This is a genomic window from Shewanella sp. NKUCC06_TVS (assembly GCF_019345515.1).
GTDB classification, from domain to species: domain Bacteria; phylum Pseudomonadota; class Gammaproteobacteria; order Enterobacterales; family Shewanellaceae; genus Shewanella; species Shewanella oncorhynchi.
Map to the genome: position 1 here is coordinate 26999 of NZ_JAHKQX010000014.1, position 16771 is coordinate 43769.

The 16771-nt window shown below is 44.4% G+C and carries 22 protein-coding genes, 1 tRNA gene and 2 pseudogenes; 9 read left to right on the forward strand and 16 right to left on the reverse strand.

Annotation, left to right across the window (positions count from 1 at the left end; all coding sequences use genetic code 11):
• Positions 1–9: 9 nt before the first annotated feature.
• The 10 genes from KO531_RS15500 to KO531_RS15545 form a co-directional block, all read right to left on the reverse strand.
• The gene (locus KO531_RS15500) at positions 10–735 is read right to left on the reverse strand and encodes a hypothetical protein (protein WP_028761879.1); all 726 of its coding nucleotides are present in this window, start codon (positions 733–735) and stop codon (positions 10–12) included.
• 70 nt (positions 736–805) lie between these two features.
• On the reverse strand, positions 806–1195 hold the full coding sequence (locus KO531_RS15505; RefSeq protein WP_173243083.1) for a hypothetical protein: 390 nt from the start codon (positions 1193–1195) through the stop codon (positions 806–808).
• A gap of 94 nt (positions 1196–1289) precedes the next feature.
• Positions 1290–1580 (reverse strand): DUF3144 domain-containing protein, encoded by a 291-nt coding sequence (locus tag KO531_RS15510; RefSeq protein ID WP_131526211.1) that lies wholly within the window; start codon positions 1578–1580, stop codon positions 1290–1292.
• The gene (locus tag KO531_RS15515) at positions 1567–1884 is read right to left on the reverse strand and encodes a hypothetical protein (RefSeq protein ID WP_219251684.1); all 318 of its coding nucleotides are present in this window, start codon (positions 1882–1884) and stop codon (positions 1567–1569) included. Before KO531_RS15515 ends, KO531_RS15510 begins: the two co-directional genes overlap by 14 nt.
• A 119-nt stretch (positions 1885–2003) precedes the next feature.
• Positions 2004–2609 (reverse strand): hypothetical protein, encoded by a 606-nt coding sequence (locus tag KO531_RS15520; RefSeq protein WP_219251622.1) that lies wholly within the window; start codon positions 2607–2609, stop codon positions 2004–2006.
• Between the two features lie 96 nt (positions 2610–2705).
• Positions 2706–3167, reverse strand: coding sequence for a hypothetical protein (locus KO531_RS15525; protein WP_219251623.1), 462 nt, complete (start codon positions 3165–3167; stop codon positions 2706–2708).
• A gap of 128 nt (positions 3168–3295) precedes the next feature.
• Positions 3296–3559 carry a hypothetical protein gene (locus tag KO531_RS15530; protein ID WP_219251624.1) on the reverse strand — a complete coding sequence of 88 codons (264 nt, stop codon included), beginning with the start codon at positions 3557–3559 and terminating at the stop codon, positions 3296–3298.
• 147 nt (positions 3560–3706) lie between these two features.
• Positions 3707–4375 carry a Shedu anti-phage system protein SduA domain-containing protein gene (locus KO531_RS15535; protein WP_219251625.1) on the reverse strand — a complete coding sequence of 223 codons (669 nt, stop codon included), beginning with the start codon at positions 4373–4375 and terminating at the stop codon, positions 3707–3709.
• Positions 4376–4521: 146 nt separating this feature from the next.
• Positions 4522–5367, reverse strand: a complete 846-nt coding sequence (locus KO531_RS15540; protein WP_219251626.1) for a DUF5677 domain-containing protein — start codon at positions 5365–5367, stop codon at positions 4522–4524.
• 110 nt (positions 5368–5477) lie between these two features.
• Positions 5478–6053, reverse strand: coding sequence for a hypothetical protein (locus tag KO531_RS15545; protein WP_219251627.1), 576 nt, complete (start codon positions 6051–6053; stop codon positions 5478–5480).
• 277 nt (positions 6054–6330) lie between these two features.
• Between KO531_RS15545 and KO531_RS22565 the strand changes: the two are divergent.
• Positions 6331–7291 (forward strand): annotated as a pseudogene (locus KO531_RS22565) (integron integrase).
• Between the two features lie 368 nt (positions 7292–7659).
• Here KO531_RS22565 and KO531_RS15555 read toward each other — a convergent pair.
• Together KO531_RS15555 and KO531_RS15560 are read right to left on the reverse strand one after the other, a co-directional pair.
• The gene (locus KO531_RS15555; RefSeq protein ID WP_219251628.1) at positions 7660–8019 is read right to left on the reverse strand and encodes a hypothetical protein; all 360 of its coding nucleotides are present in this window, start codon (positions 8017–8019) and stop codon (positions 7660–7662) included.
• On the reverse strand, positions 8009–8224 hold the full coding sequence (locus tag KO531_RS15560) for a helix-turn-helix transcriptional regulator (RefSeq protein WP_012197023.1): 216 nt from the start codon (positions 8222–8224) through the stop codon (positions 8009–8011). The genes KO531_RS15555 and KO531_RS15560 overlap by 11 nt, the downstream gene beginning before the upstream one ends.
• A gap of 62 nt (positions 8225–8286) precedes the next feature.
• On the opposite strand from KO531_RS15560, the gene KO531_RS15565 reads away from it, so the two are divergent.
• The 7 genes and pseudogenes from KO531_RS15565 (at position 8287) to KO531_RS15595 (ending at position 11478) form a co-directional block, all read left to right on the forward strand.
• A complete protein-coding gene (locus KO531_RS15565; protein ID WP_346345251.1) occupies positions 8287–8547 on the forward strand; it encodes a hypothetical protein in 261 nt (86 codons plus the stop codon).
• Complete coding sequence (locus KO531_RS15570; RefSeq protein WP_219251629.1) at positions 8548–8826, forward strand: hypothetical protein; 279 nt, start codon at positions 8548–8550, stop codon at positions 8824–8826.
• Complete coding sequence (locus KO531_RS15575; RefSeq protein WP_219251630.1) at positions 8823–9053, forward strand: hypothetical protein; 231 nt, start codon at positions 8823–8825, stop codon at positions 9051–9053. Before KO531_RS15570 ends, KO531_RS15575 begins: the two co-directional genes overlap by 4 nt.
• The gene (locus KO531_RS15580) at positions 9050–9658 is read left to right on the forward strand and encodes a hypothetical protein (RefSeq protein ID WP_219251631.1); all 609 of its coding nucleotides are present in this window, start codon (positions 9050–9052) and stop codon (positions 9656–9658) included. Before KO531_RS15575 ends, KO531_RS15580 begins: the two co-directional genes overlap by 4 nt.
• A pseudogene (locus KO531_RS15585) lies at positions 9655–9962 on the forward strand (hypothetical protein). Before KO531_RS15580 ends, KO531_RS15585 begins: the two are co-directional and overlap by 4 nt.
• Before the next feature lie 98 nt (positions 9963–10060).
• Positions 10061–10288 carry a hypothetical protein gene (locus KO531_RS15590; protein WP_219251632.1) on the forward strand — a complete coding sequence of 76 codons (228 nt, stop codon included), beginning with the start codon at positions 10061–10063 and terminating at the stop codon, positions 10286–10288.
• Between the two features lie 5 nt (positions 10289–10293).
• Positions 10294–11478: a recombinase gene (locus tag KO531_RS15595; RefSeq protein WP_219251633.1), complete on the forward strand. Its 1185-nt coding sequence runs from the start codon at positions 10294–10296 to the stop codon at positions 11476–11478.
• Between the two features lie 160 nt (positions 11479–11638).
• Here KO531_RS15595 and KO531_RS15600 read toward each other — a convergent pair.
• Both KO531_RS15600 and KO531_RS15605 read right to left on the reverse strand, forming a co-directional pair.
• A tRNA-Pro gene (locus KO531_RS15600) sits at positions 11639–11715 on the reverse strand.
• Between the two features lie 310 nt (positions 11716–12025).
• Entirely contained in the window at positions 12026–13555 is a 1530-nt protein-coding gene (locus KO531_RS15605; protein WP_219251634.1) for an alpha/beta fold hydrolase, read from the reverse strand.
• Between the two features lie 235 nt (positions 13556–13790).
• Between KO531_RS15605 and KO531_RS15610 the strand changes: the two genes are divergently transcribed.
• A complete protein-coding gene (locus KO531_RS15610; protein ID WP_219251635.1) occupies positions 13791–14291 on the forward strand; it encodes a hypothetical protein in 501 nt (166 codons plus the stop codon).
• Between the two features lie 117 nt (positions 14292–14408).
• Here KO531_RS15610 and nadE read toward each other — a convergent pair whose 3' ends face one another.
• A complete protein-coding gene (gene nadE / locus KO531_RS15615; RefSeq protein WP_219251636.1) occupies positions 14409–15239 on the reverse strand; it encodes an ammonia-dependent NAD(+) synthetase in 831 nt (276 codons plus the stop codon).
• Positions 15240–15440: 201 nt separating this feature from the next.
• Positions 15441–16745: an inosine/guanosine kinase gene (locus KO531_RS15620; protein WP_028759658.1), complete on the reverse strand. Its 1305-nt coding sequence runs from the start codon at positions 16743–16745 to the stop codon at positions 15441–15443.
• Positions 16746–16771 lie beyond the last annotated feature (26 nt).

Sequence of the window (16771 nt, forward strand, 5' to 3'; positions counted from 1 at the left end):
CATAACGCCTCAAACACCGGCGCGCGATAACGCGTCCGAGTGCTTTGACTTGTTAGCCTTGCCTTTGAATATTACCGTAACCCTGTTTCCCTCGTAGAAATATAGGCGAAGTATTTTTTCCTCACCTTCACCAAGGTCTACGGCGCAATATTTAAAAACTTCTGGATTTTCACCGTGAGCAGTCTCTTTCGAGAATAGTTGCTCTGACATTGAGTCCATTTTTGCTATAGAAGCGTTGGTTTCTTTAAAACCTTCGTTCATCGACAACAAGAAATTAGGATATATTCCAATTTCCCCTTCAGCTTTGACACCAAAGTGGTGAAAATAAAGTGCCCTCGAAAGCTGTTCTAAGCTTTTATCAAATCGATCATCATCAATTTGGCAGCTAATGCTTCGGGACCACTCGCCAGTTTCCATATTTTCTACAGCAACATTCTGATGGTTCTGGAGATACTTTTTAATGAGACTGGGATTACGCTCTATTGCCCTCATGATTTTAGTAAGGAAATGGTTGTTGCCTATTTCGTTTGAAGGAATACTCATCACGAGGCAATAGAGTAAATATTCATCGTCATTCGATTTTTTTGAGTTGTGCAAATCACATGAAGGCACTGTGATCAGATCTTTCCTAAGATCGACTCCCGCAGGGAGATCCTTTTGCTCAGGAAAAAGGCATTTTGGAGGAACATGCTCTGAAGAAGTTGATTCTTCATCACACATGTAGCAAGTGGTCATGATTCTCCTTAAAGGCTAACGCCGTGCTAAGACGCGCGCGCTTTTCGCGCGTCGGCTCTTGAGCACCTTGTTATGAGCCTTTAACGTAAATAGCACTTATATTAGGCTCCATGTATGGTTGATTTAGACAGGTTAGTAAATCTCGAGCATGCAACCTTAGTGCCTTAAAATCATCGCCGGATTTCATTTGCTCAATCATTTCTTCGTAATCCGATGGCAATTCAATGTTCTCTAATGCCTCGTCTAGAACTTGTACTTTAGAATATTGTTCTTTCGACAATAAACCAGCACTAACAACCAACCCTAAAGTATCCAACGATACTGCATTAAGAACTTCATCAGGAAGGTGCACAAATTCAGGCAAACGTCTTTCTTGAACCTCAAATTCGCTAGATATCAGGCGAAGCCCTTCGATTAACTCACCGTACCAGTATTCAGCACTTTCTCTATCAGTGGTCATAGCTCATAACGCCCCGCTAAGCGGCGAGCGTTAGCGAGTCCGGTGGAGGCCACGTTGTTTGTGGCCGGAACGTTTTTGAGCGGTTTGTTATGCATTACTCGCCCGGCCTCATGTAAGAATCGAAGTTTTCGATGTAGTCATCTAGGTTTGCTTCCAGCATTTTCCGATATTCTGCTACGAAGTATTCCAATGTATCCTGTTTCGATGCAGCCATCTCTTGTCCATTGTTCCAGCCACATGCGCTAACCCAAGCATTAAACCGAGCTGTAGCGTACATATTTGAAGCACTAACTTTTCCGCGCGTTGCCTGTTCACTTATCTGATCGTTCGACAAATGAATGTGTGCATCAGCACGTTCATAAAACTCATCATCAAATTCCTGCACGGATGCTCCTTAATGCATAACGCTTTGCCAAGGGGCAAATGCGAACGATGTTGGGCGAAGCCCTGTGAGTATTTGTCCAAGCCGGGCTTTTTAGCGGCGAACTTAGGCAACTTGTTAGTAGCATATTATGCAACGTTGTTTGATTTTGAAGGCGAACGTTTTTTAGTATACCTAAAGCCAGAAATACTATTGAAGAAACTAAAAATATACCTGAACCAAAAAAGTCTTGCTCTATAACGTTATAGGCCAACCCTAAAAGCATGATAAAAGCTGCTGCAAAATAATACAAAATACCTTTTTTCATTACACTTCCTTTTAATTTAGATTCTATGCTCATTTACGACTAACTATAAGCGCACGCGCGCGAACCTTGGTGAGCGTCGCTGCGGCCGCAGGCCGCAAAGTGGCGCGCCTTGTTAGAGTTCATTGAGCAAGCCCTCGAATGAGGGGCTTTCGGTATTCAGGATCCTTCTCATTCCAAAACACGAAGCCCTCTTTCAAATCAAGATTGAAGAACGACTCGTAATAAGCATGTTCATCAAAGGGTTCGCCATCGCGACCAAAAATCTTAATCTTGACTGGCTCTTGCTCCATTTCAAGCGGTCCTTGATGCAGCGCTATTGCAGTGAAAATCTCCTCAAGCCTCATTTGACGCTTTGTATCTTTCTCGCCATATAGCTTGGCAAGAGCATTGATCAATCTGTCGCTTTCTGGTCCAGTTCGGATGAATACCACGCCTTGTCGATAGACATTTTCTTTCTTGAGTTTCATTTCTGAATCAAATCCGCTCTGGATGTTTTTGACAACTTCAACATCCATACCAACGACTTCACCAGAATATGTTGCCCGTAACTGGAGCCTGAAGCTATTGGCGCTCTCTGACCGTTCAACAATTCTTAGAACGCAGTCAACAAATCCCTCTTCGCTGTACTGATCAAGTATCGGATTTCCGTATGTATCTGTTTTCATTGGTGTATAGGACCATGCTAAATTGGATAAAAGTAAAAGTGACAGCAGTAACTTCTTCATAAACTCTAACGCTTTGCTAATTGGCTGCCGCAGCGTAGCGTAGGCAGTCCAGTGGAGGCCACGCTGTTTGTGGCCGGAACGAAATTAAGCAACTTGTTATACATAATTTTTATTCACCGCACGCTTAATTAGCTGAAATTGCAACCAAACCATGATTGGCATGGCTATAAAGCCATAGACAACCCATGCATAGGGCGAAGCCTGCATTACATTCAAAATGTATGTTATGAGAAAATACGTAAGCCAGTATCCTATTTGGATTTTTATGCTTATTGGCAATCCGAGAACGACTAATGTATCTAACACACTAGCCTTTTTATGGTCTGCACAAGTCCTATAAACTTTGAGCGCACCAAGATGAAATACAGACACAGTGAGCACATAAGACGCGAACGTAAACAAGTTAATCGAATAAGAATACCCTAATAAAAACATTGGCATTACAGTACCAATAACCTGCAAGTAGAAGCATGCTACGTAGTACATCGTTTTCTGTTTTTGATCAATTTCGTCTTTAGCTAACTTTGTAGCGATGACGTCCGTGTTCCAGATATCCATGTAACCTCAATTATGTATAACGCCTTGCTAATAAGTGAACCAAGTGCTGGCGGGCGATTTGCTCAGCAAATGGCATGACAGCCTTGGTGAATCTTAATTTAGAGACTTGTTATAAGGCTTATCCACAATCATTGGTAACCAAGTTCTCTTATTACTTTTTGTTTATCAATGCTAACTCTAAGTTGTACCGACTTACCTCCACCAGGAGTGCTATTTAGCAAGTCATCTTTATGAGTAGCACGAATGGAAACATATTCATTAGATGGCTCCATGAGTTCATAGTGATCAATATGAACGATAAACTCGCCACACTTCCAGCCTTTAACATCCATCAAGTATTCTTTAGCTATTTCTATAGACTCTGATTGATCTGCCCCTGATGGAAAAGCCACTATTAAGCACATTAGAAAAATATAAATACGCGATAAATGCATCAGGAGTTCAGTGCCTTATAACGCCCAGCACATCGGCTGGCAAAGCTGGCACGTAATTGCGCAGCAATTTGAGTGACAGGTTTGACAGTCCGTTGCTGCTGCTTGTTAGCCATTTTTTTCTACTGACCATGAGCTTCCTGTTGAACGAATAAATGCATCATACGTTCTGATTTGCAAGCGACCACCACTCAATCTATTCCAAGCCGCCTTAAGACTTTGTTTTCTAGGGTCTTCTAATAGTTCACTTTCGCGCCCGACTATAAGACACCCTTCAGGCTCCCGGAAATCATTCAAACGCAAAGTATCTCGTAGATAGCTTTGTGCTGATGAGCAATAATCCACATAATTTAATAGTTGGCAAATACCATCGTTAACTGCATTGCTGAAAACAACATTGCCATTTCTTTCAGTAAAGATATTTTGGTCCGCTCCTTTTAATTCAACGACAAACCATTTATATCCATCAGATCCCTTTCCACCAACTATATAGTCGGGTTTAAGCCCGCGTTGTTCACTTGTTAAAGGCGGACGCACTTGTTGTTGAGGAATTACCCATGTCCCATGGTGACCAAACTGAGTAAAGTTCATAAATTTAGCTAATAAACCGCGATATTCTTGTAGATATTCATCAATTGCTTTCTCACCACTACGTGCATCTACCAATTCAGTAAACTCTGCCAGTCCATCATTCACTGTTCCAGGCTGAATCCAAAAGTCTTTTGGTGGAAAGTGATCTGGATACTTAAATTTGCTAGTTGATTCAATTTCTAACATTTAGACATTTCTCAAATTTCACACGGACTAAGTGGCTAACGCCCCGCTTAGGGGCAAAAATACGCAAGCTAACATTAGGAGCGGAGCGACTGGAAGCCTGCGTATTTTTGGCCCAGTGAGCGTCAGCGAACGATTACAGCGGCTTGTTAGCTCCACCTTTCAAGATTTTCACCTTCGTGCTCTAAAGCAACTTCATTTAGCTTTGTTAGTATTTGAAAAACATCATACTTACCTTTTAATAACGTAATGACTTTATCAAGTGCTAAAGCATAGAAAGCCACAGATTTCATCCCTAGGTACACTGACATAGAAAGATTCAAAGCCTTAAAGTTTCTAAATACATGTGGTTTCAACTCATCAGGATAGTTTTCTATAGTACAAAAGTTATATACATCTTCTGAAAGACTGTGTATAGAGTCAGAGTTCATTGAGTATAGGGTCGCATACTCATCTTCTAGGCCTAAAGCTTCAAATCTTCTAAATGGATTAGGCCATTTACCAACAGAGCGTTCATATAGTCCTGAATGACCTTTTTTTAGCTCTTTAAGAACGTTTAACTTTTTTAGAGATATGTCACTAGCTACTGTATCTCCTCTACTTTTTGCAGAGTTATGCCAGTGTTCAGATTTATCTATAGTTGTCTCAATATAATGCTTAATTAGTTGCTTTGGTCTCTCATTTTCTTTACTTTCAGCTATATACATTACATTTACCGCGTGCTCCATTACAACTCTAGCAAGCGGATCTACACCTTCATACAGTTTTGAATCTAGTAGTGTAATTACAGAAGAAACCATTTTAGTTAAAGCATCAAGAATAACTCTAATTTGGCTTCTTTGAATTCGATACTTTATCCCTTCACCCTCTTCAATATCTAACTTTGAGTAAATATCTTCAAGTTCTTCGTAGACTTCTTTAATTATTTTAGTATGACCTGCGTGTGATTCTTTCACTTCAGCTGCTTTGGTCATTTGTTGAATTGTTTTTTCCATGTTCCTAGATGCTTAATGTAACCGTGTGGAGCTAACGTTTGGTTAAGGGGCGGGCTTTAGCCCGTCCCAGTGAGCGAAGCGAATGGTTTGAACCTATTGTTAGTCGCGCCTCACCACGAAGTAACTTCATAGATCACTTCACTAGCAGACGGCTCATCTGGAAGGAAACCGCTGCTAGTTTCAAGGATAGCTGCATGATGCCCGTTTTTTGAAGCAATGGCCGCCTGATCGATACCGCGTAATGACATGACCCTAAATGCATCAATGGCTGCCGAGCGGGTGAAAACGTAGCCCGGAAGTCTGGAGACCCATGACCCAGCGTCATTAAAGGCAACCCCATTGCCGCCATCCAAGACCAAGACATATTCACCTTCGGGTTGCCTTGAGGCCCAGCGGAAGAAGCTCTCTAACGCCTTTTCTTTGAAGGCCGTTAGCAAAACATTTGAGCCAGCCATCAGCAGGTGGCTGTTCTTATGTAGTTCTATAGACTTGTGGATTACCGGCGAGAACAACGCTGATAACTCTGGATGATAGATTGCCTCGGCCTTCTCAAACTCTGACTTGAGTTGGCTAGGTAACGATGACAGAAGCCCATTAGCAGCTAGTCGTTGAGAGTTCTTAGTAGCTAAGTCGAAGAGCTTTCTGTTTGTATGCATCTTAGTGGCTAACATTTTATTAGTGCGCATGCGCGTTTACCTCATGAGAACAGTGAAAACGCGAACAGTTAACTATTTGTATTGCAAAGAACTTATCAGCTTTTAATCAAATACTCCATCCAGAAAAACGCGCATGCGCGTCTCCCAAACCTATTAACTCGAACCGTTAAAAAATAACTTATTGATAATTAACACAATATATAAAAATTCATAAGTGTAAATGCGCAAAAAATATTTACGGTATTCCTTGATCTAAGCGATTTTTAAATAATACTCGCATATAAACAGTATTGAGAGAATTGCTATCATGAGTATGAAAAGCCGTTTTTTAAGCGGTGTTCAAGAAGAAATGCGCATGCGTGGTTACAGTATCAGAACAGAAAAATTCTACCTGTATTGGATCAAGGCGTTCATTAACTTTCACCACAAGCGTCATCCTGAAACGATGGGAACAGAGGAGGTCACGCAATTCTTAACCTTCCTTGCCAATCAACGGAATGTGGCTATCAACACTCAAAAAAGTGCACTAAACGCGTTAGCCAATTTGTACCAAAAACATTTACATCATGAGCTTGGAAATTTAGGTTTTTGCTATGCCACAAAACAGCGTTATTTACCTACTGTGTTATCCCCATCAGAAATCTCACTAATACTAAATGAACTTGATGGCCGCGATAGGCTAATAATAGAACTACTTTATGGTAGTGGACTGAGAGTTTCAGAATGCCTCAGGTTACGGTATCTAAGATATTGATATTGAATAAGCTTCGTTGACGGTTAGGGATGGTAAAGGTCATAAAGATAGACAAACAATCCTTAGCCGTAAATGTGCCATTAAACTCACAGTATATATAAATAAGGCCATGGAGATTCAACATCGTGACAACCAACAAGGGATCGGTCCTTCCCTACCCAATGCGTTAGAGCGTAAGTATCCTAATGCCTTTAAGCAACACGGATGGATGTTCATTTTCCCTTCAACCACAACCTATATTCATCCTTATACAGGTACACTTTGCAGACATCATCTCCATCAAAGTGTTATTCGTAAAGCGCTCGGGAATGCGGTACGTAATATCAAAATAACTAAGCGTGTTACCTGTCATACATTTCGACATAGCTTTGCAACCCATCTACTTCAATCGGGCAGTGATATCAGAAGTGTTCAGGAGCTACTTGGCCATAATGACGTTAGTACAACACAAATCTATACCCATGTGCTTGGCCAACATTACGCAGGGACAACGAGTCCATTAGATAAGTTATAAATTCTAAGTAATAAAGCAATCTCGATTGCCTCTAGTAGTGTTACTAATTTAGGTCAACTAACACTTAACTTACAGAGTGTTTGGGTTGCCCCGTAAAACACTTGGGGGTAACTGGCGTTTACCCAAGCAAATGCATAAAGGCGTATTGCGACAAGAGCACCAAAACGATAAATCCACAAAACAATCATTTGTAAAAGCATAGTTTCATTGTGGTCAATATAGAGCTCACACCTAAGCTCAGTGCATCATTTAATCGCGAATGAGTTTGCATAGGTATCTGTCCGAACCTTTGATAAAATCCAGTCAACGGGTTAGCAGTCTTGGTGGACAACCTCTAACCCGCCAGCCCTCGTAAGAGGGCGTTCCTTCTAATTCATCCTATCTAGCAGTGCCATTTCGGCTTTTCTTAGCCAGAAGATGTAAGACTTTTTGCTGTCAAATCCCATTAAGGCCCACTGCTCTTTGCACAGATAATGGGCGCGAATGGCACGTTTGCAGTTTATGGATAACTGCTCAACGAGCTGGTCAAAATGGGCGACGTGGACAGGCACGTTAAGTTCGTGCTTTAAGTTGCCGCCGCCCAAGGCTTCGCCTAAACGGTCGCAGGCGCTGCGGTTCGAAAAACCCTTGCCCAATTCTTGGTGCACCCAATAACGGCCCCAGCGATACAACCCTAACCGCAACGCCTTAATGTTCATCCTCTGCTCGGGTTCATCGCTAAAGCCCATTGGCCACCTCATTTATCTTCTCAATCGAAAGCTTAAACACATCAATGCATATCGATGTCACATCGTCATAGGGCGCAGTAGTACGGCCATTTTCCCAACGTTGGTAAGTGTTGCGGCTAATGCCGTAAATCTCAGCCACTTCGTCTTGGGTCATGCCCCGTAAACGGCGCCCTACTTTCAATACATCCGCGGCGCGATTAGCCATAAATCCTCCTGCGTGAAGTCCATAACCCAGTTGTGCTAATTGTTATTGTCATTGTTATCGTCATAACCACCCCACTAACATTGGCTCGTCCGGCTCACTCGTTTCAGTGGTCGATTGGCGCATTAACGCTGCATTACACCAGCGCCCTACCCGCTGAACGCGCGGCGGCTCGCCACGGGATTGAACTGTCGAACTTTATGCGCGGGCAAAAGAAGTTAGAGCAAATCGCCGCCACGGTAGAAGCCATTAAAGCCATCGACTGGGTCAAGCTGCAATCAAACCCTTTGCTAACAACCCCTTTGCTAGCAAATAAGGTGGCCTAAATGACTCAATCAGCGGCGTTTCGCCATCTGCTAAATCATTATCGCAGCCATAAGTTAAGCCTGTTACTCAAGGCCAAAACGGGCGACAGCATCAAAATCGCGCTGGCACTGGGCGCGCTAGATTGCCTGTATTGGCAAGCATTGGGCAACGGCTTAACCAACTTAGCCAAGGGCATTAGCCGCACCATAGTGTATTCGTACCGATATCACCCAATGCGACTGCCCTGCCATCCACCAGTCAGCCAAACAAGCGACAGCCAAAACAAGGAGGCGGCATGAATACGTTCAGCACTAAAGCGGGCGTGGTCACGCTATCTAAGCCCTACTCCACCTTGATGTGCGATCAGCAACAAATCGAAGTGAAGTACACCCCAAACAATTACCACGACTGGGGCATTTGTAAGTCTTTTAACGCCATCGAGTGCAGCGACTTCGGCCAAACCGACGCCGAAGTATTCGCACTCAATGCAGAATCAAAACTCAGGATAAAAGGAGAAGCAGCATGAGCACACCCAAGATAAAAGCGTTTCAAGTACAAGAACATTGCGAGGGCGCCGCATGCATTGTGTTTCATCAACATGCTGCCGCCGCTCACCGCATAGGTGCGGGCGAACTCAATCTGACCTTTGAAGATGATATGTCAGTTACTCGCTGCCCTGAATATGACCAATACGCTGAGCAAGGCAACGTGCCTTATCAAGTGTTACTGGCCGATGGTTGGTGTTTTACCTGTTACCAGTGCGGCAACCTAATTAGTGCCGAAGACGATGAAGGCAATGCGACGGACATTGAAGCGGTGATCTGCATCGGCGAGGTGTTTTATTGCAACGCGGCGTGCCATTCACAAAAGCAAGCTGACGTTGTGCTGCACAATGCTAAGGCCGAAGCCTTTAAGCAACAACTGTTATCACTGCGCCCTGAGCTGACCTTCACGGCGTTTAACGGTGCATATCCACAACTGTATTGCACTGCGACATTTACTTTTGAGGGTGCTCAATATGGCGGCTCAGTGGCCTATGACAAGGCTGGCGAGCTTGATTGGCGAGTATCAAACACTGATTTGCCCGCATGGCAAACATACCAAGCCCAGCGCCAAGGAGAAGCAGCATGAAGTCGATACAAGCAGCAACTGTAGAACGTGAAGAAGGTTATTGGACCCATCCAGATTTGCCCGAGTGGGATGAAGGTGTGACCCGTGTGGAGTGTGAAGCATGGGCGGCGAGTTTGTGGCGATTTGGTTTGAACTCAATGCACCTGAAAACCTCATCGAGCGCTACTTTGACGAGGGCGATAACGATATCAGCGATTGGAACCCCGTTTGCGACAAGGCCGGCTCATTCCTGCTGAGTATTCACGACACCGAAGATGGCCCCGTCGCACTGTTCTTCGCCCCGAAGGACAAGGAAGCGGCATGAAGCAGTAATTTTCAACCAGCGCCCAAAGTTCGATTTATCGTCAACTGAAAGCTGAGAACAAGCCGTTATAGCTCGATTTGAAATACTAGGAGTCTAAAATGTCCTATAAAAAACCTTCCAAACTAATGAGGGCCAGTGAGTGGTCTGAACGTGAGTTTGCTGCCAATTCCGCGCCTCAAAATCGCACCATTAAAGGTTGGATTTTACGTGGAGTGATTCGCGGGCTCATTGTAGATAACAAGGTCTATGTATACGAAGACCAGCACTTTGGTGTGGCGCCCGCCGTGAGCAGCGCGGTGTCTGATTTAATTGCAGCCTCGAGGTAATTAACATGGTACGCCCAAAAAAGTCGCATAATAAAAATCTGCCTCAGCATCTAATGTTTGATAGCTCCAAGGGCACTTACCGCTTTACGCTGGTAAATGGTGTTCGTAAAACATTAGGTAAAGATAAAGTGCAGGCGATTCAAATTGCGGTTGAGTATAACCGCATTATGCGACCTACCGTTGGGTTAACTGTGGATCAGTTGATTGAAGCCTCATGCGCCTCACCTCAAGCTGATGGACTGTCCTTTGCCAGCCATGTGGACCGCCTTTTAGAGTTGATATTTAAAGAGGAAACACCAAGTAAGCAACTGGCCAGCACTATGCGCAACGATGCCGAACGGGTTAAAACCTATTTTGCTGAGGTTAGCAGCCAAGATATTAGCCTTGAGCACATCAACGGCTTTCTAAACCAATACCATCCTGATGCCAGCCCCAATGTGCATAACCGCAAACTTGGATTTTTGGAGAAACTGATTAGCTACGCGATCGACCAGTCCATCATGTTAGATAATCCGGCCTCTCGAAAGATGAAAAAGCGCAAAACTAAAGGTAAAGAACGCCAACGCCTAAGCTTTGAAGTGTATCAACGAATCCATGCTGCGGCACCACTGTGGTTACAAACGGCGATGGATCTTGCTTTGCAATCAACCCAAGCACGCCTTGAAGTATCGCGGATAAAATACAGCATTAAAAAACCTAAGGAAGGCCAATGTGGTTGCCTATGGTTTGATGAACCTGTCGATGGCATTTACGGCACGTTATTTATTCATCGTCAAAAAGTGGAAGAGCAAGAAGCCAGCCATGTGGCAATCCCTATCGGTGAGGTATTAAAGGCCGTTATTGATAAAAGTCGTGATGGAGTGCTTTGCCCTTATGTGGTTCATCGCCGACCAGACAAACACAATAAGCAAAGTGAAGCGACTGATCACCGCTATCAGCTCGATCCTAATTATCTCAGCAGAGCGTTTTCGGCATTAAGGGATGAGTTAGCGTTATTCAATCATTTAGAAATGAGCCAGCGGCCTACCTTCCACGAGATCCGTGCGCTTTCCGCCAGATTGTTTTCTGATATGGGTGTTGATCCTCAAGGCCGAATGGCTCACACCGATGCTAAGTCCACCAAAATCTATGTACGGGACCACCTGCAATGGACCGAAGTACCTCACGCTGAAATTAAATTCAGCCATTAATAAAACTAATGCAACCAGCGCACTTGACCACTGTAATTCTGAAACCCGTTTCACCCCCATTTCACCACAGTTTCACCACCTCTAAGCAGTAAAAAGCCAAATTATAGACACAAAAAAGCCCGCAACTGATTAAGATTGCAGGCTTTTTTGTTTATGAATTTGGTCGGTATGAGAGGATTCGAACCTCCGACCCCTGACACCCCATGACAGTGCGCTACCGGGCTGCGCTACATACCGAATTTTTAAGTATATTGCATACCTGTTCTGACTTAGCTAAATACAGTTTAGCGATAATCTTTACGGCTTTGCTCAATTACTTATCACTTAAGATACTGTTTATGGGGTTTATCTTAAGCGAGCCAGAACTGTAGCAATTGCCTCGCAACTGCGCAAGGGCTTCATTACATCTCTTTGAACAACTGCTTAGTTTATGTTCTGAATGACACAATTTTCGTCGATAATGATTGCTCGATACTGATTACGTCCATACTCAAACAGGATTTAGCTGCAGAACAGACATAATGACACCCGTTTACTAAATCATCATTCAATGCGAGTGCATATGGGCGAGTCGGTACTCATCCATGCGCTCGAGTAGATACGGGAAAAAGGGATTCCATTTCTGTCGTAACATTTCAGACGCTGACACGCTATACAAGCCGCGCTCTCCCCGCGAAGCTGAGGCTCCGATTTGGATCCTATGTAAATCAGGCTGGATCACGGCGCCATAAAGCCCATCATCTATGCCAAAAGGTAGCGCAACATGGGATAAAGAATACACGCCTGCAGGCCAATATAAATCTAATATCCGCACGTTTTCACTGACCTGAGTGAGCACTTTACCCTGTGCGTCTATATCCTGTGTATCTAAATTCTGTTCATCTAAACCCAGTTCATCTAAACCAAAGTATCGCGCCTGAACCTGCGTGGTTTCATTACTGATATTTTCCACCACAGTGCCACGATAATGTAACTCAGGATTATTAATGTTCGCCAACAAGCCCGCAAGCGGATCATTGGATACCATCTTGGCATTCACATCGAGTCGGTTCATATCAAACAGCACTAGCTCATGACCTTTTTCTGGCAATGTTTGATACAGATTATTCACCACCGCCGCGGTTGAAACGGTTGCATCCACTACCGACTGAAAGGTGAGTATCGACGGAACTTGCGCCCGTTGCTGCGGCGTTAATCCTGCCAATAAACCTTGGTTACGCAGGGCTAATTGATAAACTACATCGCCCGCATTAACCGCAAAAGAGGTGTATTTAAAGGGATCGTACTCTACTTGAATACTGTTCCATTGCAGTTTATCCAGCTCCAACAATCGTCCTATCCAACTCTGCCAGCGTGCTGCCGCCGCAGATGGCGCTAGCCCTATCGCGGGAGAGATAAAAATCATTCCATCATAATCAGGGGCTTTATCATGGCTTATACGTTCTAACTCATGGTTCAGCGCGACGGCGGCACCCGTCGAAAAAGCCACCACAAATAATGGTTTATCTTTCAGAGTTTGCCGCATATGCGCTGTGGCTAAATTCACCGCTGCGGCCAGATCTTGCCAATAAAGCTCAGTCAATCCACTTGGAATCGTGCCATGTCCTGGCAGTCTTAAACCGAGCACATGGGCTTTACCTTTAAAGTGCACTGCCACATTGGATAGAGCATAGGGCGAATCCGACATACCGTGGAGCAGTAATACTCCAAATTCGGCATTAGCCACAGGCCATTCATAACTGCGATTCCAGTTTTGTGGCCAATGGGCAGGATCAGATAAGCTATTTTTGACATAGCGGTTCACTGGAGAAAATTCATTGGCGGGAATCTTTTTGACAACTTTACGCTCAACTTCGGCGAATAAGCGGTCTTCTAGCGCTAAGTACTCATTAAAATTGGCAAGTTTGGTATTGTAATGGAACTCATTTTTTAGCTCGACCGTATGCCAAAGTGACAGCTCAGGGCGCGCATTAAGAAAATAGATCCCTGTCGCGAGTAACGCCACCACTATGCCAGTACTTGCATACACTGCAGCTAAAAATAGGTGTTTTGTCGAACCTATGATGATAGCCTTCATCGCTGTTCCTACATGAAGATAAAATGTGCAACTAGATTATACGGGTAGATAAAAACATCCTTCAAACGTTTTACCGCGATAAAAACCACTTAAGCAGTACAATTTAATCACTCCAATTTAGTCACTTCAATTTAGTCACCCCAATTTACTCATCTCGCAATTTTATTAGCCGCATAGGCCTTAATCGGGTTAGGATCGAAAATAGTCTTATTCCAACGAAACTTATACACTCTCGATGATAATCGGTAATCCACACGCTAGGTTCGCCTACTATCTTCCTACCGCGCCGCTGGTACCTGAGAACTGGCATTACACTCAGCCAGACGCTGTCGCGACTCTTATAGCTCTCAATGGCAATCATTGGCGTAAGATCTTCACTATTATGGCCAAAATAAGTACGGTTGGAGATGACTGGCGCAGCTATCGTGACCAAGTGTTACTCAAGCAAAATGAAATGATCTGCATAGGCGCTATAGAGCTGATGGCAAACGCTAAGATTCATCTCATTGCGGGGCAAGTGGCCGCAAATGCTTTAGGGCTCACCATGTCCGTGAACGATTCCGGTGCGCAGCATTTAACTGCCCAAAATAAATCCATAACCGTACTTAAGCTGCCATCTTCGCTAGGACAGCATTTTTTACTTACGCCCTATTTGGATTATCGCCAATACCCAAACCAACTGATCGCCCTGACACGCCAACACTTAGCAACGCCAGAGCCCCAACACAGTGAATAATTCCATTATGATTGTGGTAACGGCTGTCACCACAGCATTAGTCACCAAATAACAAAGGCATAAAAAAGCACTCGTGAACAGAGTTCAAACGAGTGCATATTCAAGGACGATTCAGGGTTAGTCGTAAATGGTTGGAATAGGCTGACGTTTATGCTGCGTCGCCTTATAAATACCAATTAACTTGTCTTCAACCGCCTTGCCGACGTCTTTACCCTCAAGGAAATCATCGATTTGCGCATAGGTTAGGCCAAGCACGACTTCATCTTCGAGTAACGGTTTATTGTCTTCTAAATCCGCGGTCGGCGCTTTATAGACTAACGATTCTGGCGCGCCAAGATACGCGGCGAGTTGGCGAACTTGGCGTTTGTTAAGACCAAATAATGGCGCTAAATCGCAGGCACCATCACCCCACTTGGTATAAAAACCTGTGATATTTTCGGCACTGTGATCTGTCCCCACCACAAGCCCGCCCACGAGTCCGGCGAGTTCGTATTGCGCTATCATCCGCATACGGGCTTTGACGTTACCCTTCACAAAATCAACCTTCGCCACATCGGGCAAAGGCAATCCGGCTTCGGCTAACGCAGCAACGGTAGCGCTGTGCACACCATCAACCCCTTGATGCACATTCACTGTGACCAACTTAGAGGGCTGAATAAACTGACAGGCTAATTGCGCCTCATGCTCATCTTTTTGGATCTGATAAGGTAACCGCACAGCGATAAACTGATAACCGCCTTGGCTATTTTCTTTATTTAAACTGTCCACCGCTAACTGACACAAACGCCCAGCGGTAGAAGAATCCACCCCACCGCTGATCCCTAATACCAATGCCTTGCTGCGTGCTTCTTTTAGTTTGGTTTTAATAAACGCGACACGACGTTGCACTTCGAACTCTGGCTCTATGGCCGTGAGTACCTTCATTTCTCTTAAGATTTGCGCTTTCACCGAAAATTCCACCTTAAATTATCGCTGTATTTGGACTACCTGAACCCGACTAACGTTAACATTTATTCGCAACTGCCTGTAGTTAAAATTAATGCTTAGTTAATTGATTATTGATAAACGCCATAAAAATAAGGGCAACAACGGTTTGCCGTTATTGCCCTAACGTAAATCAGTCAGCTTAATACCAATACAGCTACCGACTTATCTTTCCCAGTAAGATTCTTCTAAGCTGTCTTCGCGCTCAGGTAAACCGCGGGATAAACGCGGGCTATGCTGAGCTAAGACTTCATAGGCGACGCGGTTAGCATACTTACACACTTGAGAGAACGAAGAATAACACAGGCCATCGCGCTTATGTTTACTTGAGCCTGGCACGTTAGTCTTGTGGAAAGTATTGGCCGCCAGATCGTGCAATAACGCCGATAATGCGCCATCGCCAGCGCCATTAGTGTTACCGATTTTTTCAGGGCCGCCCATGTAAGGTGAAATGTGGGCAAAGACTTTGATTGGTGTTTCACAGTCACTTTTAAGCTTTGGACGGGAGAATTCATAACGATTAAATTCAGGGATAGCACCCGGCAACAGCGTGTGAGTCGTTTCGCGTTTTTCTGAGTCCTCGGTATAACCCGCAGTATAAAGCCCGATTGGACCCGCTGTGGTTAATACCATGTCGCACCATTCCAAGGCTTTTTCACTGGCAAGCAGAGGATCCCGTGAACCCGTTAAGGCTTCACCTTCGTCTTCATTCATCGCCAAAATGGTGACATGTTCTTTGATGAAGTTTTGCCACCATTGTGGATCTTCTTCAATCAAGAAACGCGTGCCTAAGGTTAATACCACGGGAACTTCGGCGGCTTTTGCATATTCGATAGCGCACATGGCCGCATCGGTAATACGGTCGCCATCACTGGCGCGCATCAAATACGCGGTCAACACTAAGGCTGAACTGCCCTGCACCACGTCTTTATCGATAAATTCAGGTGTGAGTTTATCCATAGCGCCTTTGCTGATCGCAAATGTTCGCTCGCCGCACTCAGAAATCAGGGTAAAACAGCGACCGATAGGACCATCTACAGGTTGTAGAAAGTTAAGGTCGACTTTAGAAGAGGTATTACATAAATAGCGGTAGGCGTAACTGCCCACTTCGATATTTTGACTCATTACTCCAAACAGCACTGAACGGTCATCGGCCAGAATAGAATAGTTGTGCACTGTGTTACCAATAGTGCCACCAGCAAATTCATCGCTAATCAAACCATGAATTTTTAACTCAGTGTAGAGTCTGTGGGCCTGTTCATCATTGATCAAGGTAGAATTGCCTTTGGGCAAGCCATAACGGCTCAGCAATTCGTCTTCCACTTTCGCTTCGATATCCACTAAGGTTTGATCAATACCGCTGATATAGGTCGCAAACGGCTGAGGCTGTTGAGTCAGCTGTTCAAGCAGCGGATCTCGGGTTTTAACCGGAAAATAATGTTTAGATTTACGCTGACCGGGAAACTTCATAGTGGCTCTCTTTTCCTGGCATCCAT

Bases quoted from the DNA above. Each gene is read 5' to 3' on its own strand.
- KO531_RS15500 (WP_028761879.1), bottom strand. From the start codon at position 735: ATGACCACTTGCTACATGTGTGATGAAGAATCAACTTCTTCAGAGCAT.
- KO531_RS15505 (WP_173243083.1), bottom strand. From the start codon at position 1,195: ATGACCACTGATAGAGAAAGTGCTGAATACTGGTACGGTGAGTTAATC.
- KO531_RS15515 (WP_219251684.1), bottom strand. From the start codon at position 1,884: ATGAAAAAAGGTATTTTGTATTATTTTGCAGCAGCTTTTATCATGCTT.
- KO531_RS15520 (WP_219251622.1), bottom strand. From the start codon at position 2,609: ATGAAGAAGTTACTGCTGTCACTTTTACTTTTATCCAATTTAGCATGG.
- KO531_RS15525 (WP_219251623.1), bottom strand. From the start codon at position 3,167: ATGGATATCTGGAACACGGACGTCATCGCTACAAAGTTAGCTAAAGAC.
- KO531_RS15535 (WP_219251625.1), bottom strand. From the start codon at position 4,375: ATGTTAGAAATTGAATCAACTAGCAAATTTAAGTATCCAGATCACTTT.
- KO531_RS15540 (WP_219251626.1), bottom strand. From the start codon at position 5,367: ATGGAAAAAACAATTCAACAAATGACCAAAGCAGCTGAAGTGAAAGAA.
- KO531_RS15545 (WP_219251627.1), bottom strand. From the start codon at position 6,053: ATGCGCACTAATAAAATGTTAGCCACTAAGATGCATACAAACAGAAAG.
- KO531_RS15555 (WP_219251628.1), bottom strand. From the start codon at position 8,019: ATGGGCTTTAGCGATGAACCCGAGCAGAGGATGAACATTAAGGCGTTG.
- KO531_RS15560 (WP_012197023.1), bottom strand. From the start codon at position 8,224: ATGGCTAATCGCGCCGCGGATGTATTGAAAGTAGGGCGCCGTTTACGG.
- KO531_RS15570 (WP_219251629.1), top strand. From the start codon at position 8,548: ATGACTCAATCAGCGGCGTTTCGCCATCTGCTAAATCATTATCGCAGC.
- KO531_RS15575 (WP_219251630.1), top strand. From the start codon at position 8,823: ATGAATACGTTCAGCACTAAAGCGGGCGTGGTCACGCTATCTAAGCCC.
- KO531_RS15580 (WP_219251631.1), top strand. From the start codon at position 9,050: ATGAGCACACCCAAGATAAAAGCGTTTCAAGTACAAGAACATTGCGAG.
- KO531_RS15590 (WP_219251632.1), top strand. From the start codon at position 10,061: ATGTCCTATAAAAAACCTTCCAAACTAATGAGGGCCAGTGAGTGGTCT.
- KO531_RS15595 (WP_219251633.1), top strand. From the start codon at position 10,294: ATGGTACGCCCAAAAAAGTCGCATAATAAAAATCTGCCTCAGCATCTA.
- KO531_RS15605 (WP_219251634.1), bottom strand. From the start codon at position 13,555: ATGAAGGCTATCATCATAGGTTCGACAAAACACCTATTTTTAGCTGCA.
- KO531_RS15610 (WP_219251635.1), top strand. From the start codon at position 13,791: ATGATAATCGGTAATCCACACGCTAGGTTCGCCTACTATCTTCCTACC.
- KO531_RS15620 (WP_028759658.1), bottom strand. From the start codon at position 16,745: ATGAAGTTTCCCGGTCAGCGTAAATCTAAACATTATTTTCCGGTTAAA.